Source organism: Vibrio sp. 1288 (genome assembly GCF_033344475.1).
In genome coordinates this window covers 42,120-66,086 of sequence record NZ_JAWPOX010000028.1, presented here as the reverse complement: position 1 = coordinate 66,086, position 23,967 = coordinate 42,120, and the positions used below count along the sequence as shown (strand labels likewise).

The 23,967-nt window shown below is 44.8% G+C and carries 17 protein-coding genes; 7 read left to right on the top strand and 10 right to left on the bottom strand.

All coding sequences use genetic code 11. The features are described 5' to 3' along the window. Nucleotides 1–154 precede the first annotated feature (154 nt). The 3 genes from R8O11_RS18435 to R8O11_RS18425 form a co-directional block, all read right to left on the bottom strand. A complete protein-coding gene (locus R8O11_RS18435; protein WP_005378006.1) occupies nt 155–703 on the bottom strand; it encodes a hypothetical protein in 549 nt (182 codons plus the stop codon). A gap of 291 nt (nt 704–994) precedes the next feature. After that, nucleotides 995–1,492 (bottom strand): response regulator, encoded by a 498-nt coding sequence (locus R8O11_RS18430; RefSeq protein WP_005378005.1) that lies wholly within the window; start codon nt 1,490–1,492, stop codon nt 995–997. Next, nucleotides 1,489–3,429, bottom strand: coding sequence for an ATP-binding protein (locus R8O11_RS18425; protein ID WP_025998638.1), 1,941 nt, complete (start codon nt 3,427–3,429; stop codon nt 1,489–1,491). Before R8O11_RS18425 ends, R8O11_RS18430 begins: the two co-directional genes overlap by 4 nt. Before the next feature lie 186 nt (nt 3,430–3,615). On the opposite strand from R8O11_RS18425, the gene R8O11_RS18420 reads away from it, so the two are divergent. From R8O11_RS18420 to R8O11_RS18410, 3 genes are all read left to right on the top strand, one after another. Then, entirely contained in the window at nt 3,616–4,884 is a 1,269-nt protein-coding gene (locus tag R8O11_RS18420) for a DUF945 family protein (protein WP_005389614.1), read from the top strand. Nucleotides 4,885–5,021: 137 nt separating this feature from the next. Beyond that, nucleotides 5,022–6,116: a 3-phosphoserine/phosphohydroxythreonine transaminase gene (gene serC, locus R8O11_RS18415; RefSeq protein WP_031781349.1), complete on the top strand. Its 1,095-nt coding sequence runs from the start codon at nt 5,022–5,024 to the stop codon at nt 6,114–6,116. An 83-nt stretch (nt 6,117–6,199) separates the two neighbouring features. Then, nucleotides 6,200–7,531: a D-serine ammonia-lyase gene (locus tag R8O11_RS18410; protein ID WP_318194339.1), complete on the top strand. Its 1,332-nt coding sequence runs from the start codon at nt 6,200–6,202 to the stop codon at nt 7,529–7,531. Nucleotides 7,532–7,628: 97 nt separating this feature from the next. On the opposite strand, the gene cydC is transcribed toward R8O11_RS18410, so the two are convergent. From cydC to trxB, 3 genes are all read right to left on the bottom strand, one after another. Continuing rightward, nucleotides 7,629–9,350 (bottom strand): heme ABC transporter ATP-binding protein/permease CydC, encoded by a 1,722-nt coding sequence (gene cydC, locus R8O11_RS18405; RefSeq protein ID WP_085569571.1) that lies wholly within the window; start codon nt 9,348–9,350, stop codon nt 7,629–7,631. After that, nucleotides 9,343–11,130, bottom strand: coding sequence for a heme ABC transporter permease/ATP-binding protein CydD (gene cydD / locus R8O11_RS18400; protein ID WP_005377993.1), 1,788 nt, complete (start codon nt 11,128–11,130; stop codon nt 9,343–9,345). The genes cydC and cydD overlap by 8 nt, the downstream gene beginning before the upstream one ends. A 103-nt stretch (nt 11,131–11,233) precedes the next feature. After that, on the bottom strand, nt 11,234–12,193 hold the full coding sequence (trxB, locus tag R8O11_RS18395; protein WP_005377991.1) for a thioredoxin-disulfide reductase: 960 nt from the start codon (nt 12,191–12,193) through the stop codon (nt 11,234–11,236). A 359-nt stretch (nt 12,194–12,552) separates the two neighbouring features. On the opposite strand from trxB, the gene R8O11_RS18390 reads away from it, so the two are divergent. Then, nucleotides 12,553–13,209: a 2OG-Fe dioxygenase family protein gene (locus tag R8O11_RS18390; RefSeq protein WP_005377989.1), complete on the top strand. Its 657-nt coding sequence runs from the start codon at nt 12,553–12,555 to the stop codon at nt 13,207–13,209. Beyond that, nucleotides 13,193–14,428 (top strand): cysteine desulfurase-like protein, encoded by a 1,236-nt coding sequence (locus tag R8O11_RS18385; RefSeq protein ID WP_318194338.1) that lies wholly within the window; start codon nt 13,193–13,195, stop codon nt 14,426–14,428. Before R8O11_RS18390 ends, R8O11_RS18385 begins: the two co-directional genes overlap by 17 nt. Nucleotides 14,429–14,518: 90 nt before the next feature. On the opposite strand, the gene R8O11_RS18380 is transcribed toward R8O11_RS18385, so the two are convergent. Next, the gene (locus R8O11_RS18380; protein WP_005377984.1) at nt 14,519–15,343 is read right to left on the bottom strand and encodes a DUF2797 domain-containing protein; all 825 of its coding nucleotides are present in this window, start codon (nt 15,341–15,343) and stop codon (nt 14,519–14,521) included. Between the two features lie 336 nt (nt 15,344–15,679). Here R8O11_RS18380 and R8O11_RS18375 point away from each other — a divergent pair, with 336 nt between their 5' ends. Further along, nucleotides 15,680–17,017: a GGDEF domain-containing protein gene (locus R8O11_RS18375; RefSeq protein WP_318194337.1), complete on the top strand. Its 1,338-nt coding sequence runs from the start codon at nt 15,680–15,682 to the stop codon at nt 17,015–17,017. 142 nt (nt 17,018–17,159) lie between these two features. Here the strand turns inward: R8O11_RS18375 and R8O11_RS18370 are convergent, their stop codons facing one another. The 3 genes from R8O11_RS18370 to R8O11_RS18360 form a co-directional block, all read right to left on the bottom strand. Next, entirely contained in the window at nt 17,160–18,530 is a 1,371-nt protein-coding gene (locus R8O11_RS18370) for an SLC13 family permease (RefSeq protein WP_017634863.1), read from the bottom strand. A 219-nt stretch (nt 18,531–18,749) separates the two neighbouring features. Further along, nucleotides 18,750–19,484, bottom strand: a complete 735-nt coding sequence (locus R8O11_RS18365; RefSeq protein ID WP_151514699.1) for a vancomycin high temperature exclusion protein — start codon at nt 19,482–19,484, stop codon at nt 18,750–18,752. A gap of 154 nt (nt 19,485–19,638) precedes the next feature. Continuing rightward, nucleotides 19,639–21,327, bottom strand: a complete 1,689-nt coding sequence (locus R8O11_RS18360; protein ID WP_005377977.1) for an NAD-dependent malic enzyme — start codon at nt 21,325–21,327, stop codon at nt 19,639–19,641. Nucleotides 21,328–21,540: 213 nt separating this feature from the next. Between R8O11_RS18360 and R8O11_RS18355 the strand changes: the two genes are divergently transcribed. Next, nucleotides 21,541–23,895: a helicase-related protein gene (locus R8O11_RS18355; protein WP_206949103.1), complete on the top strand. Its 2,355-nt coding sequence runs from the start codon at nt 21,541–21,543 to the stop codon at nt 23,893–23,895. The last annotated feature ends 72 nt before the right edge of the window (nt 23,896–23,967 follow it).

The window sequence follows — 23,967 nt, the reverse complement described above, 5'->3', positions numbered from 1 at the left end:
GTTACATGGAAGTTACTGAAGAACTTAATGAAAACAGGATGTTAAGTCTTCAGCAACAATTAAAGGGAACATAGCCATTAAATTAGACAAAAAAACCGAGGCAGAGACCTCGGTTTTTGTTTTTTTAATTTGCTCTTTTCTTATAGCACAAATCTTAAAACTTAAAACGCGTAGTGAACATTACCTGATCACCGTAAAAATCGTTGATACGTGCTTCAGCACCCAAAGAGAAAAGCTCTGTTGAGTGGAATCGAGCGTAGGCAGAGCCAGTCCAATCGTCATCGTTATCGATAGAAACGTAGCCGACTTTGCCGCCTACTTCTAATTGAGGGCCCAACCATTGGCGAACACCTAAGTTAAGCTCCATACCAACATCTGTGCTGCTCTCATTCGAAGGTTGCACAACGCGCATTAGCATTTCACCAGTAAGATCTGCCCAGTTGTTTAGCGGAGAATGGAAGCCAAAGCCTGCAGCTGAGTCAAAATCACTTTCAAACTCAGAGTCAATACGAGCAATAACATGCGCGTTCGGGTGAATTGATTTGCTGAATCCAGCACCAAATGTCACAGGACTTGCGCCAATACGTGCTTCGAAATAGTCGTAGCTAAAGTTGCTCATAGTTGCTGGCGCATTGCGATCGTTTGCAGCTAGGGCATGGCTTGATGCCACTAGTAAGGCAGCGGCTAATAGTGTTTTACGCATAACTAACGATAAACCTTGTTCATTATTTCCATGGATTCAAGCAACCACTTGAACCGTAATCTGATTTGTCCGACATCATAATAAAAAGGAAGGTCCACGACCAACAAAAATGTGTCGATGTTTTGTCAATTAACTTAATAGTTCCTTGGTTTAAGCAAAAACTACGCCATATACGTAGTGTCCGAGAATTTCACTCGGACAAGTAACGATGTTTTTCTAGCCTCATTCGACTATGCGAGGTTAGGTGGTGCAATGAGCATCGTTGAGTTCAAGTTAGAACCAAACACTTTATTACTCGCCAAAGCTTGCTCTTCTTTCTGCCATGGCGTTGAGGATTGCCTCAGAATCAAGGATTTGAGTCCAGGATAGCAGGTTATCATCATTCTCAATCACAAACGCGGTAAGCTGAGACACGATTGCTTTTCTCAATGCTTCACCTTTCCAAGGTTTGGCAATGTAATAATCGAGACTCGCGTTATTTACGGCTTCTACGGTGTCTTCCAAACCAGCTTGTCCTGTGAGTAAAACTTTGCGCGCTGCTTTTGTGTCACCATTTTGACTGAGTTCGATTAAGAAGCTGATCCCAGTTTGTTCCGGCATAATGTGGTCACATAAAATGAGCGCAAGCTGAACTTCTTCTTCCGCCATCTCCTCAATCACTTGCCGAGCTTCAGTCACCGATTCCGCTCCTTCGACGACAAAGTTCTCCTCGAAGGGAGCAAGATCTTGGAGCACGCTATCCAAGACTTCTCGTTCGTCATCGACACATAAAATTAGATACTTGGTCATGTTTCATCTCCTTCTTCGATGACTGGTAACCAGACGGTCATTCGTGTGAACTGGCCGATCTCTGATTCGACGTCAATCCACCCTCTGTGTGCTGTTACGATTTGCTGGCAGATGGACAGCCCGATGCCTAAGCCAAAATTACCTTCTTTTTTTGTGGTGAAGTTCAGCTCGAAAATGGCGTCTCTTTGCGATTCAGGAATGCCACATCCATTATCTTCAAATGAGATAACGGCATAATGTGTGTGCTCTTTTTCTACAAGGCGTGTTTGTATGTTTAACACACCTTTCTCTGGAAATGCGTCAATGGCGTTAGAGACCAAGTTCGTCCACACCTGTTGGAGTGCGATCGGTTGACAAAGGATGGAAGGCAAGTTTGCATAGTCGGTTGAAACTTGGTGCATTTTTAATTTGTTCTCGAAAATCACCAAGGTGTCTTCAATGCCCTCATGAATATCGGCATAGTGCAGGGTCTCATCATCTGACCGAGCATATCCTTTCAGGCTTTTTACCATATCAGCAATTCGTGCTGCACAGACATTAATTGAGCGAAGTGTAGAACCTGCTTTGTGGTATTGCTCTAGTGTATTGAGAGCATGATAAGACGCTTGCTGCTTTCTCGTTAGTTGGGTAAGTAGCTCGTGATCGGATTCTAAACCAAGGCTCACCACTTTCTTTGCCAACGCTCGGTCTGGAAGAGTATGGCTAAGCGCTTTTACGCGTGATCTGAGCTCGGCGGTTGAAGCGGGTTTTGAGGTTTGCGCTTTGTTCAGTAATTCAATGCCTTTGGTTTGTATATCGGAACTGGGCGCATCGTTAAGTAATCGTTCTAGCGTATGCGTTAAATTCTCTACGCCCCTCAATATCGCGGCTACTGGATTGTTTAGTTCGTGGGCTACTCCCGCAACCAATTGACCAAGCATCGCCATTTTTTCTCTTTCAATGAGCTGCTGGTGGGCTGATTCTAAAGATTCGAGCGTTTTTTGAAGTTGCAGTTTGGTGTTGATGCTTCTTTGCAATCGGCGGTTGAAGTGGCGTAAAAGCAAGTTTGTAAAAAGAGGCAGTAAGTTTGAGTCGCTTTGCATCACTTTATTGAATACGTTGCGATCGAGTTTGATAACTTCTGTTTTGGTTAGTGTTAGAGCTGTCGAGAAAGAACATTCCCCAGTAACAAACGACATGCCTCCGACAATATTCCCTTTGTTATGGCGTACAACCTCTCGCTGCATGCCTTGCTCATCGCGCTTGTACAGAGCCACTTCACCTTCGGTGATAAACCACAAAAAGCAATTTGGCTCGCCTTCCACGGTTAATAAGTGTTCAGGTGAGTATGTACGGCAAGCTCTTGTTTCGTCATTATCTTTGAAAAATTGCTGGAGAGCGGAGATCACTTGCTCGGCTAACTCGGCATCAGACATCGAGTGGTAGTCGTGTAAGAATCCGGCTTGATAATGGCTCATCTGGTTATTGATGTGCGCTCGCAACAAGCTGTGATGATCCAATATCTGACTGTAACTTAGCAGGTCTTCTTTGCCATTTCGCAAGATAAATTGGGTCAGCTCTTTTTGCACTGTGTTAAATAAGACGTGATCTGGCAAAGGTTTAGTGAGGCAGTGGTCGAGCCTGCCCTCATTAACGGCAGTGAGAATTGCCTCTATATCAGACGAGCAGCTAATAAGAATTTTTCTTGCTTGCTCGGTATGTGGCATCCGGTCTAAACCAATAAGAAAATCCACGCCGTTAAAATGAGCGTGATGGCTCGCTATAACTAAAGCAACAGTCTGTTCTCTTTCTTCTAGATACTCTAAAGCGCTTTGAGCCTCTTCTATCGATTCGACAGAAAAAATATCAAACTTACTTGAGAAGGCAGACAGCTCCAATCGAAACTGTTCAGCACTGATTGGGTTGTTGTCGAGACACAACACAGCATAACGATTCACAGATGTTTTAGCTCCGGTTAAAACTTCGCCACGCAAACTTTAACAATAAAAGGACATGATGAGTGGGAGCCAAGTATGATTCCTGATTAATGGACTAGAATAAGCATCAATAGTCTGATTTGTCTCAATGTTTTCTCCGCAGGTGGTTTGGGGTAGACTGACCGAAAATATCTAATAAGTGACGTTATGCAAAATCTTAAAAAAATCGGCGCCATTGGTGGTGCTATCTCATTAGCACTGTGTTGGCCATTGGCTGTCGGACAAATTGGTCAGTCCATCATTGAAGATGGTATTACCAATATGAATGATGAAATGATTAAAGGCGAAGTGGTCGAGTATCAGCGTGGCTATTTGTCTTCAGTCGTGCTGACTCGTTATTCAGTTGTTGATCCTGAGCTTAAAACGCAGTTAGAGCGTGATGGTATGCCAACGACGTTTGACGTAACCAGTGATGTTAGCCACGGTCTAACAAGCCTAACAGCAGATTCAAAATTGGTGGACAATGACTTTTTGCCTCTCACGATGCATAGCCAGACTCAACTAAATGGCAATACAGCATTTATCCTCGACCTAGACAGTTGGCATTATCGTAACGAAGCGCAAGGCGTTTCTGTTTCTACAAGCCCTGCAAAAGTAACAGGTGATGTGACGGTATTGGGTGATCTCAATTACCAAGTTTCCGTTCCTTCTGTTCAAGTGGATTTTGAAAACGGTGAAGAGCTTCATCTGAATGCATTGACAGGGCAAGGTAAAGGAAAGCAAGCAAAAGGCTACTGGTTAGGCGAGCAATCTTTCTCTCTAGAGAAGCTAGATGTGGTTGATGCGAACTTAACGCCTGTCTTTTTGATTGAAAATGCGAGCTACCGTGGTAACACTACGATGAGTGAGTCTGGTGATAAGCTGAACAGTCAATTAAACCTAGATGCTAAGAAACTACGTTTAACTGATGGGACGGATGTCGATAACTTTAAGTTGGATTTCTCAATTGCAGATGTGGATAGCCAGTCTTTTGATCAAATTATGTCTATCTATCAAAGCTCTCCTATGTTAGATGAGCAGGAAATTGCGAATTTATTGCCGCATGTCGATACGCTGTTTAGCAAAGGTTTTGATTTATCCGTGAACGAGCTTTCACTCGCGTTCGGTGACGGCAAGTTCCACAATGAGTGGCAACTATCCATCCCTGAAGGTACTGAGCATATTACTCAAGATCCAATGAAGTTGGTGACGGCCACTACTGGTGAACTTAGCACTTACTTCTCTGATGAATTAGTAACGCATTACCCATTTATTCAAGAAGGGATTGATGAGCTCCTTATTATGGAGTTGATCGAAAAAGTAGAGGGCGGTTATCAATTAAAAGCAGAAATTGGTGAAGGCAAATTGAAGTTCGAAAATGGGCATGAGTTCCCATTGGTGGCTCTACTTATGCCTGCTTTGATGCAACAACAGTAATTCGTGTTGTTGCGAATTTGTTCCAATTCAACGCTTAGTCTTTAAAAAGAGGTCGTAAGACCTCTTTTCTTGTTTTTATCACTGCGAAAACGTGATATTAATTTCGTAATATTTACATAGCAGGAGCAATGAGCATCATGGAACAAAATACGGACAACGTATTTAACTTCAGTGCAGGGCCAGCAGGTCTGCCTAAAGCAGTTATGCAGCAAGCACAAAAGGAACTAATCGATTGGCAAGGTCTTGGCACTTCGGTCATGGAAATCAGCCACCGAAGCAAAGAGTTCATCAAAGTTGCAGAAGAAGCCGAGCAGGATTTACGTGATCTTCTGAATATTCCGGACAACTATAAAGTGCTGTTCTGCCAAGGTGGTGCTCGTGCTCAGTTTGCTGCTGTTCCTCTAAACTTACTTGGTGATGCCGATACGGCAACTTACATCGATGGTGGTTATTGGGCTGAAAGCGCGGTAGCTGAAGCGAAAAAATACTGCGAACCAGACGTGTTTGATGCAAAAACAGAAATCAACGGGAAAGTCGCGGTTCTACCTGCAAGTGAATGGAAAATTGCTCCAGAAGCGGCTTACGTTCACTTCTGTCCAAATGAGACCATTGATGGTATTGAGATTAACGATCTTCCTATCACCGACAAACCGATTGTTGCTGACATGTCTTCGACAATTCTTTCTCGTGAGATCGATGTGTCTAAATACGGTGTGATTTACGCGGGCGCTCAGAAAAATATTGGTCCTTCCGGCATTGCTATTGCTATCGTGCGCGATGATTTATTAGGTATGGCGAAGCAGGTTCTACCAAGTATCTTGGATTACACTGTTTTGGCAGAAAAAGAATCAATGTTCAACACGCCACCAACCTTTGCATGGTACCTGTCTGGTCTTGTTTTCAAATGGCTGAAGGCACAGGGCGGAGTAAAAGCGATTGAGCAAGTGAACCGCGCTAAAGCCGCGCTACTGTATGATTACATCGATCAGTCTGATTTCTACCGTAATGGCGTGCACTCAGCGAACCGTTCTTTGATGAACGTTCCATTTCAACTTGCTAAGCCTGAACTGGATGCAACCTTCCTTGAGTTAGCAGACTCTAAAGGGCTGAAAGCGCTAAAAGGTCACCGAGCAGTTGGTGGTATGCGAGCATCCATTTATAACGCAATGCCGCTAGAAGGCGTTCAAGCGTTAGTAGACTTCATGCAAGAGTTTGAGAAAAACTACGCGTAAGCTCAAACTGATAGTTGTTCTCCAAAGCGTCGCTATTGCGGCGCTTTTGTTTATCTCAACTCACATCATTCCAGGAAGGTAAAATGACCAAGGCAAATATTGAAGCGCTGACTAAGCAGTTCCCACTCTTGGCTGCACTTATTGATCTTGAAGAGGTTTGTTGGTTCAACCCCCATATCACTTCCTTGGAGGAAGGCTTACCTCATGTCGGGTTAGATGAAAAAGATATTCAAGCGGCGAGTGAACGGCTAACACGATTTGCGCCTTATTTGATGAAAGCGTTTCCCGAAACGGAAACGTCGCGTGGCGTTATTGAGTCCGCAGTGGTGGATATTCCCAATATGAAAGTGCGTTTGGAGCAGCAATACGACACGCCAATATTGGGCCGTTTAATGCTCAAAAAAGACAGTCATTTGCCAATTTTTGGTTCGATCAAAGCGAGAGGTGGTATTTATGAAGTGCTCACTCATGCAGAAAAGTTGGCGTTTGAAGCCGGCTTGCTCTGTGAAAGCGATGATTACAGCAAATTGTTCAGCAATGAGTTTCGGCAGTTTTTTAAGCCGTACAGTATTGCGGTTGGCTCAACCGGCAATCTTGGTATGTCCATCGGCATCATGAGTGCGAAGTTGGGTTTTTCAGTTTCAGTCCACATGTCTGCGGATGCGCGGGAATGGAAGAAAAATAAGCTCCGGTCACATGGTGTTAATGTCGTAGAGCACCAGGAAGATTATGGTATTGCTGTCGCGCAAGGTCGTAAAGAGGCAGAAAAAGATCCCAACTGTTTCTTTATCGATGATGAAAACTCACGGACGCTGTTTCTAGGTTACTCTGTTGCGGGTGAGCGTCTTAAGCAGCAATTTGATGACTTGGGAATCGTGGTTGATGAGCATCATCCATTGTTTGTTTATCTTCCTTGTGGTGTTGGCGGCGGGCCTGGTGGGGTGGCATTTGGCTTGAAGGTAGCATTTGGCGAGCATGTCCACTGTATTTTCGCAGAGCCAACGCACTCACCGTGCATGCTGTTGGGCGTACATACAGGCTTGCATGACGATATTTCGGTACAAGATTTGGGTATCGATAACATCACCGCCGCTGATGGTTTGGCAGTCGGGCGTGCCTCGGGATTTGTCGGAAGAGCGATGGAAAGGCTACTTGATGGTTTTTACACCATTGATGACGCTCGTATGTATCACCACTTGGGTGAGTTAAGTGAACTGGAAGGTATTAATCTAGAGCCTTCTGCATTAGCCGGTATGATTGGGGCAGTGCACGTCTCGAATAACCATGCTTATCAGTCTCGAATGAAATTTGACGAAGAAAAACTCAAAAACGCAACACATCTTGTTTGGGCAACAGGTGGGGGCATGGTTCCGGAAGATGAAATGGCGGCTTATCTCAAAAAATCTGGTCGGTAAATCAGCACTGTATACGTGCTTAATTAGGTAACTAATAATACAGGAATAACAAAAGGGCTCATCGTTTGATGAGCCCTTCTCGTCACTGAAAATCGAATTATAGAGATTGTAATAGCTGGTAGTAACGACCTTTTTGAGCGAGTAGCGTTGGATGGTCGCCTTGTTCGATGATCTCACCTTGTTCCATCAAACAGATGCTATCCATACTTTCTAGCTCTATCAGTCGGTGTGTAATGAATACTACTGTCTTATTAGCAAAGTGTTCATTGAAAAGCGCCATCACTTTTTGTTCCGTACGCTTATCGAGGCCTTCAGTCGGTTCATCTAAGAGTAGGATTGGGGCATCACGTAGCAATGCTCGAGCAATACCGATTCGACGTTTCTCACCACCAGATAACTGACGACCGCCGTCGCCTAACCAAGCGTCTAACCCCGGCTCTTCAAGAAGTCCGCCAAGTTCGACTTTTTGTAAAATAGTAGACAGTTGCTCATCACTTGCATCCGGAGCGGCCATGAGTAAGTTGTCACGTAGTGTCCCGTTTAGTACATCTACGCGTTGACTGACCACAGTCATTGCTGCTCGCAGGTCCGACTCGCTCCAATCTTGCAGTTTTGTACCACCGATTCGAACTTCACCTTGGTTAACATCCCAGTAGCGGCAAAGAAGCTGAATCAGTGTTGATTTACCTGAACCTGTTTGACCTACAATTGCAGTTTTAGTGCCCAACGGTAGTGAGAGTGACAAGTCTTTCAGCACCTTTTGCTGACCGTCAGGGTAAGTAAAATCTATGTTGTCGAATTCAATGTCTAACGTTGTGTCTTTATGTTTCGACTGCTCAGGGAAGACAACGTCAGGTTCAGCCAAAATTACTTCATTTAAACGACGAGCAGAGGTCAACGTTTGACCGAGATACTGGAATGCGCCCGCGATAGGCATCAGAATCTCAAAGCTCGCCATGGTTGCAAACGCAAACAGCGCAATCCAAGGATCAGGAGCACGACCACCTACGCCGTCTGCAGCAAACCAAAGCATCACAACCAGTGTAATGCCGTTCACCAGCATAAGCAGGCCTGAAGCCATGCCCGTTAAATTCGCGTTCACAAATTGGTTAGACAGCAACTGCTTCTGCTTCTCTAGAATGAGATTACGATAACGTTCTTCTGCTCCAAAGATACTCAGTTCACTGTAGCCTTGAAGCCAGTCCAGTGTCGCCACTCGCAATTGCGCTTTATGATGAGTGAGATTCTCGCCATTATTTTTACCCAGTTTATAGAACAGCACTGGCCATACAAACAACATGACGGTAAGAATCGAGCCAAGCAGTAGGGCGAGATGCCAATCAAAGAACGCCAGGACAGCCGTTAAACTCAATATGCCAAAAATACCAATCACGACAGGGCTGATAAGTCGAAGGTATACGTGATCCATCGCATCTACGTCCGCTACTAAGCGGTTGAGCAGATCGGCATCACGCATCGTAGAAACACGACCCGGAATCAGTGGTGCAAGTTTCTTAAAGAAGAAGATACGTAGATCGGTAAGCAGCTTGAACGTTGCATTGTGGCTAACGACACGTTCTCCCCATCGACCTGCGGTTCGAGCCATTGCAGCGCCGCGTACCCCGGCACCTGGTAACATGTAGTTGAAGGTCTCACGAGCAACCGTCAAGCCTGCCACCGCTGCGGCTGAAATAAACCAACCTGATAGCGTTAATAAGCCAATAGACGCCGCTAAGGTCAGAAATGCCAGTAGCATACCTAGCGAAAGACCAAACCAGTGTTTTTTATAGAGTTTTAGATAAGGGAGTAAATCACGCATCTAAGTTCCCCTTGTCTGTTTCACGTTGTGCGAGGTTCGCTTCCAACATGTCTTTAAATAAGCCATCTTCTGTCGACAGTGTGGCGTAATCACCACGTTGAACAATCTGGCCGTCCTGCATAACAAGAATTTGCGATACGTTTTGTAAAGGCGCAAGTTGGTGAGTAATCATCAAATTCGTTGTGGCATGCGCATACTTGTTAATGCCTTCCATCACGAGTTTTTCACTGCGAGCATCTAAGCTTGCGGTTGGTTCATCTAATAACCAAAAACGACCATTTTGTAGCATGGCGCGAGCCAGTGCTAAACGCTGCGCTTGGCCGACAGATAAACCACCAGAACGATCAGATATCGGATAATCCAACCCATGCATTTCAACAAATTCAGCAGCGTGAGAGTCATTCAACACAGAATGTACGTCTGCATCCTGAATATTGTGCTTACCTAGTGTGATGTTATCTCGAATGCTACCGTGTAATAGCATCGGGTTTTGACCAATCCAGCTTACTGCCTCTCGCCATGTGGCTAGATCCAGTTGCGACAATTCACAACCATTAATCTTCAAGCTACCTTGATAAGGCATGAAACCGAGGATGGTGTTTACCAAACTTGTTTTACCTGCACCACTTGGTCCAACCAAAGCGGTACTTTTGTTGGCTTCAAGAGAGAAGGATAGGGGACCTGCGAGCTGCTTACCTTCCGGACTAAAAATGGTTAACTGGTCCGCTTCAATATGGATAGGGCTGTTTTTATCTAACGCTTGGGTACCATCTTTGATTTGATCGACTTCTAAATCCAGAAACTCGACAATGCTTTCTGCTGCGCCAACCGCTTGCTGTTTCGCATGATAGAACGTGCCCAAATCACGTAATGGCTGATAAAACTCTGGAGCAAGAATCAGAATGAACAAACCAGCAAAGAGCGTAACACCTGTGCCGTAGTAGCCGAAGTCCAGCTCCCCGATATAACTAAAGCCAAAGTAGACAGCGGTAATTGCGATAGAAATGGAAGTGAAAAACTCTAACACCGCAGAAGACAGAAACGCGATTTTCAGAACGTCCATGGTACGAGTACGAAAGACTTCTGAAGCACCCTTTAGCGTCTCAGTTTCAGATTTTGTTCTATCGAATAAGCGAATGGTTGTCATTGCTTGCAAGCGGTCATAAAAGTGACCCGACAAACGCTGCATCGCTTTAAAGTTTTTACGGTTTGCTTCTGCGGCTTTCATCCCAACCAGTGCCATGAAAATAGGCACCAGTGGTGCAGTGACCAGGAAGATCAAGCCTGCTGCCCAGTTTACTGGGAATACGACAACCAAAATGATGAAAGGCACTAGTACCGATAATGACATTTGAGGCAAGTAGCGTGAGAAGAAATCTTGCATATCTTCTACCTGCTCTAAGATGAGCGTTGCCCAACTGCCAGCAGGTTTGCCTTTGATGTAAGCTGGCCCAAGTTTATGAACTTTATCTAAAATGAGTTGGCGAATATAAACTCGAATTTGCTCCCCGCAACGGTAACCGGCAAGCTCTCGACCCCAGGTACAAGCAGCTCGACCGATAACCGTGCCACCGAGCCCAACAAAATGCCAAATGAGGTCGGCTTTGTCGACTTGGTCAATGATTAACTGGTGCAGAATGGAGGCGAGCAGGGCTGCTTGAGCCAATAAAAACACGCTTGAAAGTACGCCTAGGCCTATCGCAATCATAAGCCAGCGCTTGGCTAACTTACTTTGTTGCTTCAGCCACTTATTCAAGCTGCTTTGCTTTTTCTTATCCATCGTGAAGGCTTAATGATAATTGTTTTAATGAGGCGGTAGTATACAAAAGAAAACCCAGCGGGAATACCGCTGGGCTTTAAGGATATGACACAAATGTGAAAAGTTATTTGTCACCAAGTGAGTCTAAGAAACGTTCAGCATCTAATGCAGCCATACAACCTGTACCTGCAGAGGTGATCGCTTGACGGTAGTTGTGGTCCATTACGTCGCCAGCTGCAAATACACCTTCGATACTAGTTTGTGTTGCGTTGCCTTCAAGACCTGATTGAACGATGATGTAGCCATCTTTCATGTCTACTTGGCCTTCAAAGATTTGTGTGTTTGGCTGGTGGCCAATTGCGATGAATGCACCCATTACATCGATATCTTCTGTCGCACCGCTGTTCACGTCTTTAATGCGGACGCCCGTTACGCCCATATCGTCTCCCAGTACTTCATCGAGAGTGCGATCGGTATGAAGAACGATATTACCGCTTTCAACTTTATCCATCAGACGTTTCACAAGGATCTTCTCTGCGCGGAATGAATCGCGGCGGTGGATCAGGTGAACTTCTGACGCAATGTTAGATAGGTATAGCGCTTCTTCAACAGCCGTGTTACCACCGCCCACAACTGCAACTTTCTGATTACGGTAGAAGAAACCGTCACAGGTTGCACAAGCAGAAACGCCGCGACCTTTAAATGCTTCTTCAGACTCAAGGCCAAGGTATTTTGCTGATGCGCCGGTAGATATGATTAAGGCATCACAAGTGTACTCACCTGAGTCGCCTTTTAAACGAAATGGGCGTTGTGATAGCTCTACTTCATTGATGTGATCAAATACGATTTCAGTTTCGAAACGCTCGGCGTGTTCTTTCATGCGATCCATCAATGCTGGACCTGTCAGTCCCTCAGCATCGCCTGGCCAGTTTTCAACTTCAGTTGTGGTGGTTAGCTGACCACCTTGTTGCATTCCCGTCACAAGCACAGGGTTTAAGTTTGCACGCGCTGCGTAGACGGCAGCTGTGTATCCTGCAGGACCAGAACCAAGAATTAATAATTTACAGTGTTTTACGTCGCTCATTATGGCTCCAAAAAGGGCGTAACATTTCCCTCGATTGTATGGAAATTCTTAGTGCTTTAAAAGCATAAACAACGATTGTGATCGAATAATTGGTTATAGATTAGAACCCACTAAATATTGATAGAGAACGTTGACTTCTAGCATAAAATTCTATTCGTAGTAGAGAAGTCTAGTTTCAAATATTGTCAAAGCGTAAAACTGAAACATGACTCTGTTTTTGTGTTTTAATTTGGTTTGTTATGTCGTTTTCGTCGTTTTGTTGAAGCTATCAACGTTAAAAGCTGGTAATTGCAGAATATTTGCGTAACCTAGTGTGTAAATTAAATGTTAATTAATGTGCCTCATTAAAGGAGCAAATGATGTTACATTCACGTGAGAATACTCTACATTTAACACAGCTCAGCATGGCAGCAATTGAGCAGCTTTCCCCATCGTTTGAAGAACTGCCTCGTACCGAACATGCAGATGGTCAGTATCGACTACGACGTTATTCTGTGGTTGGTTTTGATAACGGCAAAGTCATCGACTTAAATAAAAATAGCTTTGTTCAATCCTCTGATATCAACCGATTTCAAGGTGATGTTGTAAGACAATTCGAGCCAATTGAGAAGGATATTCTTACCAGCGATGGCTTTCGAGAAATGTGTGAATTGTTTGTCAATGCGAATCATCTGCCAAACGGTCAAGAAATAGAAATTCACCAAATCCGTATCAGGGCACTGGAAGAAGAAACCCAAGTAGCACCTGAAGGTGTGCACCAAGACGGTTTTGATCACATTGCAATGGTTGGTGTGGGACGCCATAACATCATCGGTGGCGACATCATGCTTTACAGCAGCCATAACCAAGCCCCATTTTTCCGTAAAGTGCTAGAAACCGGAGAGGTCGCAATCTTGGCTGATAGCAAGCTGTGGCATAACGCGTGCCCAATCCGCTCTGTTATTGATGACGAAGCGGGCCATATGGATGTATTTGTACTCACTGCTACGGATAAGCGTAATGAACTTCAATCTTAATCAGATCAGAGCGCAATTTCCGGCGTTGGCTCAATACCACAACGACAAGCCTGTGACGTTTTTTGATGGTCCAGGTGGCTCACAAGTGCCTCAATCAGTACTAGACAGCATGGTAGGGTATTTAGGTCGTTTCAACGCTAACTTAGGTGGACATTATTTTTCTAGCCAAGTGACCGTTGACGTAATGCAAAATGCGCGTGAGTCGGCTCAGGCTCTACTTAATGCCCCTTCATCTGGCAATATTGTCTTCGGTGCCAATATGACCTCACTAAGCTTTCAGCTTAGTCGCGCGATTAGTCGAGATTGGCAAGCAGGAGATGAGATCATTGTTTCCGCTTTGGATCACTATTCAAATGTATCCAGCTGGCAGCAAGCGGCAGAAGATAAAGGCGTTACGGTTCATCAAGTTCGTATCAACGAAGAAGATTGTACGCTGGATATGGAGCATTTAAGCCGCCTTCTTTCTGATAAAACGCGCCTTGTCGCTGTGACTTATGCATCGAACACGACGGGCTCTATTGTGGATGTACAGCATGTAGTCAGCATGGCGCACAATGTTGGGGCACAAGTTTATGTGGATGCCGTCCATTATGCGCCTCATCATTTGGTTGATGTTCAAGCGTTAGGTTGTGACTTTTTAGCTTGCTCAGCTTACAAGTTTTTCGGACCGCACGTTGGTATTGCTTACATAGCCGATCAGTGGCTCCACAGTATTCGCCCATACAAAGTCGAGCCTGCCACTAATATAGGTCCAGGTCGATTTGAAACAGGAACGCAAAGTTTTGAAGGTCTTGCTGGTGTCGTTTCTGCGGTTGAGTATCTGGCTCAATTTGGTGAAGTCGGTTTACCTCTTCGCCAACGGTTGGAGCAAAGCTACCAACTGTATGAACAACATGAGCAGCGCTTGAGTGAGCGTTTCTTACAGCGTTTGAATGCATTAGATGGTGTCAATCTATTCGGTATCGCAAAGGAAGATAGCCAACTCCGCACGCCAACTTTTGCGCTAACGTTTGACCGATATTCTCCAGAGTTCATCGCGAAAACACTGGGTGAACATAACATTTGTGTATGGAATGGTCACTTTTATGCGTTGGGCTTAGTTCGTCAACTTGGTTTAGAAGAATCGGGTGGTGTAGTGCGAATTGGTTGTATGCATTACAACACAATAGAAGAAGTCGATATGTTATTCGATGTGCTAGAAAGCATCCTTGACGCATAACTAACGATTTCTTCCTAATAGAAAAACAAAAGCTCGAGTCAAACTCGAGCTTTTTTCATTTTTATTTGAATCAACGCGTTCTGCAAGCGATTACTCACTAACTTCAACTTCATAGGAAGTGAATTTTCTTACATTAATAACGCCAGTATCAAAGATGAGGTATTGACCTTTAATGCCTTGCAAAGTGCCAGTAACAACCGGGTTTTTATCGAAGTTATGCGAAGTGATCTTCGTTGGGTGCTGTTGTACCGGGTAGCTAAGGTCGGTAATGCTTTCGTTTAATACTTCAATGGCATCTTCGCCGAATTGCTGTTTTATCTCGGCAATTTTCTCTTCGACTAAAGGCAATAGCTCAGCAAAACGGTCCTGCAATGCCATAGGTTCACCGTCACCTTTTAGCAGTGTGCGCCAATTGGTCTTGTCTGCGATATGTTTCGCCAGTTCAACTTCAATTAAACCGGAGATATGGCGAGTTTTTACTTTAAAAATTGGCAAGCCCTGAGTCGCGCCTTGGTCAATCCAACGAGTCGGGATTTGAGTATGACGAGTAATACCAACTTTTAAGCTGGATGTGTTGGACAGGTAGACAAAGTGATCCACCATGCAATTCTCTTCACCCCATTGTGGTTCGCGACAAGTCCCTTGATCGTAGTGGCAGGTCTCTGGCTTCATGATACACATGTCGCAGCTTGCTAGCTTTTTCATGCATACAAAACAGTGGCCTTGCGAATAACTCTTTTTCGTTTTCTTTCCACATGAGCAACAAAAAATATTGCCAGTGTGAGTCAGTGTGAGCGTTTTACCCAGAAACGGAGTTAAGTCGATTTCTTCCTCACCGACAGGAAGACGGTAGTTGACGGCACCGTCCAGAGAAGCACGCATTTTGTTTAGCGTGCCAGTTGCAATTAATGACATGACATTACTCATTATTGTGTTTTTGCACAGTATATACTGAAGTGGAGAAGAGATGCAGGGTTGACAGGAGCTTTAAAGTAAATGTCTTGCACTAAATTATTATGCATCGTGTTTTATTTTCTAAAAATTATGGCTGTGAAATGCTTCGCAAATAGAAGTTGAGCTGCACTTTTTAGAAATTTTAAAACGTGATAACGGTTCAAAATCCGTTACTATGTGTCGAAACTAAGAATTGAATGAGAAAGTGATTTTATTTCTTGATAAATCACCTTGATTTCATTTTTTGAAATTATTGAACCTCACGTATTGCATATAATCTCAGCAGGTCACTTGCCCATGAAGTGGATCCATAACTTTATCTTTGCTCTTTCTATTTGCACTATCAGTTTGGTTGCCCTTTATAGTGTGCTTGGCGATACGCGAAAGCTGACCATTACACCTGAGCATTTCAATATCTATGCAACTAAAGATGCCAGTGAAGGAGGTGTGAGTGAGGCTGATATCACATACGATCGGCAAAGCCTAGTTCTTAGCTGTGAACTAAAGCAGAGCTCGTATGCTTGGCCTTACTGCGGAATCTCGGTTTATACCGATTCAGCAACGCCAACACAGGGTATTGACCTTTCCAACTACCATACGATTCGATTGAAGGTGCGATATGAAGAGGCAGGAATAGGGGCTAACACTAGCCACGACCTACGTTTGTATCTTCGCAATTATAATTCTGAGTATTCCAAGCCGGACGACGAGTACACCATTAAATATAATGGTATGCAGTTTTCTCCATCGGGTTCGAGCGATATTGTCGAAATTCCGATTAAAAATCTTCAGGTGATGACCTGGTGGTTAGTAGATAACGGAGTCGCGATTGAACACTCTGCACCTGAATTTTCAAACATCACACGTATTGATATTGCAACTGGGTCTGGTGCGGCACTTGGTAAACATAGAATTGTAATTGATAAAATTGAGTTTGAAGGCGCTTACCTTGCGCAAGAAACATTGTTGTATGCATTATTATTCTCTTGGATGGCGCTTGGACTGGCGTTTTCACTGCATGAGTTACGAAAAAATAGAGTGGCTTATGAAAAAGCGCAAAAGCGTCACCGTCATTTGGAAAAGGTGAATGATACTTTGCGAGCTCAAAACTACGAGTTTGCAGAGTTAGCGCATCGAGATGCTTTGACGGGCGCGATGAACCGATATGCTGTGCAACACTGGCTGGAACAACAATCTCGTCAGGTTCGCTGGGGGCATAACACCTTCAGTATTCTCTATTTGGACTTGGATAAGTTTAAAAAGGTGAACGACAAATTTGGGCACCAAATGGGGGATGACATATTGCGCGAATTTGTCATGGTGGTAGCGACTTCTATTTACTCAGACGATCGACTCGTTCGTTGGGGCGGCGAAGAGTTTGTCGTATTTTGCCCTGATACCAATATTGAACAAGCGTTAGAGAAGGCAGAAATGATTCGCAAAAATGTGGAGGATCATTTGTGGGTGCACGGTGAATCATTAACTTGCAGTATTGGCATTGCCCAAATGCAGAATGAACGCGTCTCAGAAACCATGGCGAGAGCTGACGAAGTGTTGTATCAGGCGAAGCGCAATGGTCGCAACCGAGTGGAAGCTCATTATGGTTTACTTGCTTGCGAAAAGAAGCAAGCCTGATAGCCGTTCACTGAAAGGAAAGAAAAAAGGTGGCCAACTGGCCACCAAGAGGGAAACTGCTGAACACCACTTAGGGGGGAAGTTTGGGTTATCGATACGATTACCGTGAGCAGCAGTGTAGTGCTAATCGAACTTGCTATTTTTACCAGAACAACCAAGCGAAAAGCGTTAGTGCAGCAATACAGGCAATGTTTAATACGAAACCAATTCGCATCATTTCTTTTTGCTTGATATGACCCGTACCGAACACAATCGCGTTTGGAGGTGTTGCAACAGGTAACATAAATGCACAAGATGCAGCGACGGCAATCAGTGCAGAGAGAATAACCGGAGACATGCCTAAGGCTTCTGCAATGGTCGCAAATACAGGGACAAGTAGCGCAGCACTGGCGGTGTTACTCGCAAACTCAGTCAAGAAGACAACAAAAGCAACCACTGCAAGAATCGTTAAGAGAATACCGGCTTGCTCAAGGAAGCCTGACAAGCTATGAGCCAAAAATACGCTTGTTCCGGTTGCTTTTAGGACGTTACTCAGACAGATACCACCACCAAATAGGATTAACACACCCCAGTCGGTTGTTTTCTCAATATCTTTCCACTCGACGGCGCGAGAAGCACCAAGTAGAAGGATGGCGCCAATGGCTACAAGAGTATCGAACTTCGCGAAGCCACCCAGCATAGCGTTAATAGGCTTACTGAATATCCACAAAGTTACGGTCAGTAAGAAAATCGCCAACGTAATCATTTTGCCGTTTGTCCATTCGACTGGTTGATGGTCAAGGTCAAACTTGTGGCTAAGGTCAGGCTTAGTCATCGTGTACAATACGAGGATAGCGATTGGCATTAATACTAGGGAAATAGGTACACCAAACTTCATCCATTCAGTGAAGCTTAGGCCAACTTCAGCGGCTGCAATTGCGTTTGGTGGGCTACCAACCAGTGTTGCAATACCACCAATTGAAGCACTGTAAGCGATGCCGAGTAGAACAAACAAAAAGGTGTTGTGGTTTTTCTTGGCGTCTAGCTTTGTCATCACACCCAGCACAAGCGGTAACATCATCGCAGCGGTGGCGGTGTTTGAAATCCACATTGACAGGCCAGCACTCACACCAAATAGCATGAATACAGCGACAGACATTTTTCCTCTTGCCAGCAATAGTACTTTATCTGCAATAGCTTGATCTAACTTTTGTTTATGCAGAGCCGCAGCTAGTGCAAAACCACCCAAAAATAGAAAAATGATGGAGTTGGAAAAGTTATTCAGTGCGGCTTGAGTGTTGAACACACCCAAAAATACCGCAAGTAGTGGTATGAGCAGCGCGGTAATGCTGACGTGAATCGCTTCGGTTAGCCACAAAATAGCAACAAAAACTAAGATGCTCAGGCCGGTTACTACTTGTGGTTCAAAGGGTAAGGTATTAAACAAGATAATGAACAATAGGATATTCGCGTTCAAAATCATGCTGTTGCGGGTGAAGAACCAATTCTTCAATGTCACAGCGAGTGCGGTCATGGGTAGTGCTCCTTTTGCATTGCCTTTTGTCGGTTTTTTTATGGCAAAGTAACTGACTTGTAGTTATTTATTGATGAAATGTTACTTTGAATGCGAAAAAGAGTTTTGCCTGAATCGTAGAGCAAATTAGAAAGTGTGATGTTGAGAATTGGAAATGGGTAGAAAACTACCCATTTGTTTTGTAGAAATGTTACTAGGCTTGTGAGCCACGTTATTCCTCTATTCGACGGGGACTTGAAGAGGCTCGTTAGCTGTTTTATTTGGCTCTTTTACTGCGACGATAGGTTCTTGAGGGCCAAGGAACTTAGGCTGCGTATTGATAATATACAGGTCTAAAAACGCTTTCACACGGGCTAGCAGTTCTCGAACACGCATCGATGTTTTTTGCTTGTTGGCCGTCGGCCCTGCTACCGCGAGACACTGCGCATCAATGCTGTAAGCATCAGCGATGAACAGTGCGCGTTCACAGTGAAAGCGCTGAGTCACAATCAGAAATCGCTCCGAAGCAAAAATTTTTTTTGCTCGTACAATCGAATCTAAGGTACGAAAGCCAGCATAATCAAGGTGAATCACTTCTTCAGGCACGCCTGCTTTAAGTAAATCGCGTTTCATTGTCCACGGTTCGTTGTATGAACGGTGGGCGTTATCACCACTCAATAAAAACTGTTTTACTTTGCCTTGGTTGTAAAGCTCAATCGCCGCATTAATGCGATGAGTGTAGTAAGTGTTGAGGATCTTTCCGATGTATTTACTGGTACCAAGAACTACGGCAACCTCATGTTGAGGGATTTGCTCGTATTCAGTGAAAATGCTCTCTTTGGCTTGTAAAACCACCCACCGGTCGATGGCAATAACAGAAACAAGCAGACTAAGTGCAGAGATCGACAAAATCAAAGCAAATCGCTTCCAGGAAAATTTCAGCTTCCACTTTGATCTTATGCGAGAAAACAACAAAACGTTTTATATCCTTAACTAAAAATGTAGTTCTCATCATATCTGATAGAAACAAAAAGAGAGAAGCCCATTTATGCCAAAATCTGGTTAGGATGATAAAAAAATAAAAGCCCCTACATGGTAGGGGCTAATTATTAAACGAATTGTCTCAAGCTTAGAACGCAGTGCGTTTGTAGCGGCGGTAAACAGGTTGCCAGAACGACTGTTCAATCGCCACGTTCAATGCTTCATCAGTAATTTCTAATGCGACACCTTGTTCAATTGCCTTTTTACCAACGGCAAATGCGATTTTTTTCGATACTAAGTGGATTTCTTCCAGTGGTGGAAGTAGTGCACCACGACCGTTGATTGCTAGAGGAGAACATGTTGCGAGCGCGCGGCTTGATTCCATTAGCATCTCGTCGGTGACACGTTTTGCATTGACAGCAAGTACACCAAGGCCAATGCCTGGGAAGATGTAGCTGTTGTTACATTGTGCGATAGGGTAAGTGCGACCTTCATGAACCACTGGCTCAAATGGGCTACCTGTTGCAACCAGTGCTTCACCATTTGTCCAACGAATGATGTCGTTCGGTGTCGCTTCCACGCGGCTTGTTGGGTTCGACAGTGGGAAGACAATCGGACGCTTACAGTGTTTATGCATTTCTTCGATGACTTCTTGGCTAAATAGGCCAGGAGCACCAGAAACACCAATTAGTACCGTTGGCTTGGCGTTACGCATAACATCGAGTAGTGAGAAGCCATTTCCTTCATTTTCCCACTCTTTCGTATTGGTATGCTTTTGCACCAAGCGTTGTTGGAAATCAAGAAGGTTAGGCATGCCTTCTTGTAACAGACCCCAACGGTCAACCATGTAAACTTGTGAGCGAGCTTGCTCGTCAGAAATTCCTTCCGATACCATTTGTGCGATGATCGCTTCTGCGATACCACAACCAGCAGACCCTGCGCCTAGGAAGGTAATACGTTGTTTAGAAAGCTGAGTTCCTGCTGCTTTACAAGCTGCAAGTAGAGAGCCAACAGTAACAGCAGCAGTACCCTGAATATCATCATTGAAGCAACACACGCGGTCTTTGTAACGCTCAAGAAGAGGCATCGCATTTTTCTGAGCAAAGTCTTCGAACTGGATCAAAGCATCAGGCCAACGGCGCTGTACCGCTTGGATAAACTCTTCTACAAATGCATCGTATTCTGCACCCGTAATACGAGGATGACGCCAACCCATGTACATCGGATCAGCTAAGCGTTGCGGGTTATTGGTACCCACATCAAGCACGATTGGTAGCGTGTAAGCAGGGCTGATACCACCACACGCAGTATATAGTGACAGTTTACCGATAGGAATACCCATGCCGCCGATACCTTGGTCACCCAAGCCAAGGATACGTTCGCCATCTGTCACAACAATCACTTTAACGTTGTGGTTTGCTGCGTTGTTCAGCAAGTCGTCAATACGGTCACGGTTCGGGTATGAAATGAACAGACCGCGACCACGACGGTAAATGTTAGAGAAGTTTTCACATGCTGCGCCAACAGTCGGCGTGTAGATGATTGGCATCATCTCAGAAATGTGATTTTGCACTAGGCGGTAATACAATGTTTCGTTGGTGTCTTGGATATTACGCAGATAAATGTGTTTATCCATATCGCTTTCGAAACTTTTGTATTGCTGGTAGGCACGTTCCACCTGCTCTTGGATAGTTTCGGTCGACTCTGGAAGCAGACCTTCTAAGTTGAATGAACTACGTTCTTCAGCAGAGAATGCACTGCCTTTGTTCAAAAGAGGGGTTGCTAAAAGAGCCGGACCCGCATATGGAATATATAGTGGGCGTTTATCGTTGTTCATTGGGTGCCTTATGTAGGGTTGAAGGATGCGCACCAAATTTTAACGGGTTCACTATTTAGTTGTAAACATGCGTTGATGCACATCAATGTAATGTCGCAAAAAAATTCAGATACCGACGAAAATATCGGCAATATTGGTTGTTTAGAGATACCTAAAGCAGGATTTTTTTACTTGGGTATAATGTTTTGCATCATCAAATCAAATCCAATTTCTATGTTTCAACTACCTATCGACAGCCTGCAAGCTGAGTTTGACCATCATGTAAGCCTTAACCATCTTGTGGTGGAAGCCGAAACCGGGTCGGGTAAATCTACCCGCTTGCCCATGTGGGCGGCAAAACACGGACGCGTTCTGGTTATTGAACCACGTCGAATTGCTTGTACCTCGCTGGCTGAATTTCTTGCGGAGCAATCTGGAGAGCCAATAGGTCGCAAAGTCGGTTACGCGATCAAGCTTCATGCCTACTTTGATGAAAAAACCGAAGTTGTATTTGTGACTCCGGGGGTTGCACTGCGTTGGTTTTCGGAAAACAAGCTAGCAGACTTTGATGTCGTGATAGTGGACGAATTTCACGAGCGACGCTGGGATATTGATCTATTAACCGCCATTTTGAAGCAAGAAAATCAACATCGATTGATCGTCACTTCCGCTACCTTAGAAGGCGAAAAGCTAGCGCGTTACCTGGATGCTAAGCGTCTGCGTTCGGAAGGACGTTGCTTTCCAGTCACGGTGACACATCGTTCCACAGACAGCCGCTATTTACCGAACAAAAAGGGATGTGAACAGGAAGTTGTCGGAGCGGTAAAAGAAGCACTGGAAGATGAAGATGGCGATATTCTTGTTTTTCTCCCAGGACGTAAAGAGATCGCCCAATGCGCGCAGATGCTACAAAGCAGCAGTGATGTCATGGTGGTTAAACTTCATGCCTCGGTCAGTGATGAAGAACGACATCGTGCGCTGACGGTACAAAAGCAACGGAAAGTCGTATTGGCAACCAACGTCGCGGAAACCTCTCTGACCATTCCTAATATCCGTGTGGTAATCGATAGTGGTTTAGAGCGCAGAACTGTACAACGAAATGGACGTACAGCACTGACATTAACCAACATTTCTAAGGCCAGTGCCGCGCAGCGAATGGGGCGAGCAGGTCGCGTTACCGAAGGGGCTTGTATTCGTCTATATGGTGAGCACGCGCCTTTAGAGTTGGTGACACCTCCAGAATTACACAGAGAAGAGCTCGTCGAGCCCATGCTGGCAGCGGCTTGTTGTGGGTACCGTCTCTCAACACTCGATTTTCTCGACTCAATTCCCCCAAAGTCGCTAGAGGCATCTCATTCGACGTTGTTATCTATGGAAGCGATTGATGAGGATGGCAATGTCACGCAGCATGGGAGAAAAGTATATCCACTACCCATTGATGCACTGTTTGCCGATCTCGTTACCAGAATTCAAGCGAAGCCAGAGAAGGAAGCAATGATTGATTTGGCTGCCGCCTTATCTGTGCCTGCGCAGCTCTATCAGCGACAAAGTGGTGAAGTTGCTGAGCTTCTATCTCAAGAGGAGCCATACGGGTGTGATGCCTCTTTGCTTATCCGTTTGGTTCGGGGGGAGCGACTTCCGGGCATTGTCATTGATGCCAGCGCACTCGAAGAGGCGCAAGGTTTAGCGAAACAAATGCGAGAAGTATTTGAATTACCGGAACTTGACGTTGCCTCTCGATATAAACGTGAAGCGCTCTTTTTCTCCATCGCCTCATTGCACCCTGAGCTTGTGTTTGTCCGACGAGCTCGTCGAAGAGATGCTCTAGGAAATGGCGTAGTCGAGATGCTGGTTGGGCGTAACAGCCGCTTTCCTGATAAAGAAGAAGCGGCCATCGTGCTAGATAGCCATAGCGTGCCAGGACGAGGCGTTAAGCAAACACTAAACCTCGCATCGGTTATGATGCCTATCCCGCTGACGTTATTACGCGAACTTGAATTTGGGGAGTGGCGACAAGGTGAGACGAATTATGAAGAAGAGACGCCAAGAGCAACAATGCATTTGGTCTACGCCGGGCGAACAGTCTGTTCTGAACACCAAGCGTTACAAGGTGATGTTGCTGTTCAGTCTATTGTCGAAATGATAGAAGACGAGACACTGTTACCAGGTTTTGCTTCTCAAAGAAAACAACAAATCCAACACTGGAAACTCTACAACGCATTGGGCCTTAATGTCGAAGGAGAAGAGGTTAACGACTTGGCCTCCTTGACATTTTCTAGCTGGTTAAAGGATCAGTTGGAAACATTAGGCGTTGAAAATGTCGATGATATGGCGTTATTTGAACCGGAAGACTTAACATTTAACGGTGTTCCAGAATGGGAATACGACGATTTCACGGAGCAGTACCCTTTAGAACTTTCGCTGCCAGAACTCCAACTGGATGTTGAGTATTACGCGTCTCGCAAGCTGGTACAGGTCGTTTATCGAGAGGGAAACCGTAAGGGAGACCCGAAGCGTTGGGAGCTGCCACGCTGGGCTGGTTGGAAGATACAGTATAAAAAGGCCAGTCGAGTGATTGATGTGAAGTAGGTCGGCGGATGACGTTGTGACAAGAATTGATATTTTCTTGGTGAATCTATAATTATTTCATATTGATAGCGT

Excerpts from the sequence above, each read along its gene's own strand:
- R8O11_RS18435 (WP_005378006.1), bottom strand. The coding sequence starts at position 703 with ATGCGTAAAACACTATTAGCCGCTGCCTTACTAGTGGCATCAAGCCAT.
- R8O11_RS18430 (WP_005378005.1), bottom strand. The coding sequence starts at position 1,492 with ATGACCAAGTATCTAATTTTATGTGTCGATGACGAACGAGAAGTCTTG.
- R8O11_RS18420 (WP_005389614.1), top strand. The coding sequence starts at position 3,616 with ATGCAAAATCTTAAAAAAATCGGCGCCATTGGTGGTGCTATCTCATTA.
- serC (WP_031781349.1), top strand. The coding sequence starts at position 5,022 with ATGGAACAAAATACGGACAACGTATTTAACTTCAGTGCAGGGCCAGCA.
- R8O11_RS18410 (WP_318194339.1), top strand. The coding sequence starts at position 6,200 with ATGACCAAGGCAAATATTGAAGCGCTGACTAAGCAGTTCCCACTCTTG.
- cydC (WP_085569571.1), bottom strand. The coding sequence starts at position 9,350 with ATGCGTGATTTACTCCCTTATCTAAAACTCTATAAAAAACACTGGTTT.
- cydD (WP_005377993.1), bottom strand. The coding sequence starts at position 11,130 with ATGGATAAGAAAAAGCAAAGCAGCTTGAATAAGTGGCTGAAGCAACAA.
- trxB (WP_005377991.1), bottom strand. The coding sequence starts at position 12,193 with ATGAGCGACGTAAAACACTGTAAATTATTAATTCTTGGTTCTGGTCCT.
- R8O11_RS18390 (WP_005377989.1), top strand. The coding sequence starts at position 12,553 with ATGTTACATTCACGTGAGAATACTCTACATTTAACACAGCTCAGCATG.
- R8O11_RS18385 (WP_318194338.1), top strand. The coding sequence starts at position 13,193 with ATGAACTTCAATCTTAATCAGATCAGAGCGCAATTTCCGGCGTTGGCT.
- R8O11_RS18380 (WP_005377984.1), bottom strand. The coding sequence starts at position 15,343 with ATGTCATTAATTGCAACTGGCACGCTAAACAAAATGCGTGCTTCTCTG.
- R8O11_RS18375 (WP_318194337.1), top strand. The coding sequence starts at position 15,680 with ATGAAGTGGATCCATAACTTTATCTTTGCTCTTTCTATTTGCACTATC.
- R8O11_RS18370 (WP_017634863.1), bottom strand. The coding sequence starts at position 18,530 with ATGACCGCACTCGCTGTGACATTGAAGAATTGGTTCTTCACCCGCAAC.
- R8O11_RS18360 (WP_005377977.1), bottom strand. The coding sequence starts at position 21,327 with ATGAACAACGATAAACGCCCACTATATATTCCATATGCGGGTCCGGCT.
- R8O11_RS18355 (WP_206949103.1), top strand. The coding sequence starts at position 21,541 with ATGTTTCAACTACCTATCGACAGCCTGCAAGCTGAGTTTGACCATCAT.